Raw genomic sequence first — 893 nt, forward strand, 5'->3', positions numbered from 1 at the left:
GACGCGGACGGACGGGCGCGGACGGCGGTGCGGGCGACCACGGGGACGACGGCCAGGGAGAGCACGGCGCCGAGGACGGCGAGCACCGTGTAGCTGCCCGCGGCGACGACGAGCCCGGACACCATACCGCCCCCGGCGCCCGCGAGGGCGATGGCGACGTCGACCGCACCCTGGGTCTTCGCGCGGGTGGCCAGCGGCACGGCGTCGATGATGATCGCGGTACCGCCGACGAGCCCGAAGTTCCAGCCGAGCCCGAGCAGGGCGAGCGCGAGGGCCAGCAGGGCGATCGAGGACGGCGGGGCCAGCGCCGCGACGACGCCCGCGGCGAGCAGGGTGACCCCGGCGGCACCGGCCACGGTGAGGCGACCGAAGCGGTCGACCAGCAGGCCGCTCAGCGGGGACGGCAGGTACATCGCGGCCACGTGCACGGCGATGACCAGGCCGGCCGCGCCGACGCCGTGGCCGTGGGCCCGCATGTAGACGGGAGTCATGGTCATCACGGCGACCATGACGAGCTGGGTGACGACCATGACGGCGGCACCCGTCATCAGGTGCGCCCGGGAGGGCGTGCCGGCCCCGGCCGGGTCCGGGTCCGGGGTGTCGTCGGGGGTGTCGCCGGGTCCGGTGTCCGTGGCGAGCGCGCGTGCGGTGGTCAACGGATCGGGGCGGAGCAGCACCCGCAGCACGACGGCGGCGGCCCCGTAGGCGAGCGCGGCCAGCAGGAACGGGCCCGCCAGGCGCGGGAGGTCCACGGCCTCGGCGAACCGGCCGGTGACGGTCACGAGGTTCGGACCGGCGACCGCACCCACGGTGGTGGCGACCAGAACGGTGCTCACGGCGCGGCCGCGGTGCCGGGGTGCGGCGAGGTCCGCCCCGGCGTAGCGGGCCTGGAG

At 76.9% G+C, this 893-nt stretch carries 1 protein-coding gene; it reads right to left on the minus strand.

Annotated features, from left to right (window positions below):
• Positions 1-893, minus strand: an 893-nt coding sequence (locus tag SACPADRAFT_RS0216950) for an MFS transporter (protein ID WP_007027786.1), incomplete at both ends; no start/stop codon positions are given.

The organism is Saccharomonospora iraqiensis subsp. paurometabolica YIM 90007 (assembly GCF_000231035.2).
GTDB lineage: Bacteria > Actinomycetota > Actinomycetes > Mycobacteriales > Pseudonocardiaceae > Saccharomonospora > Saccharomonospora paurometabolica.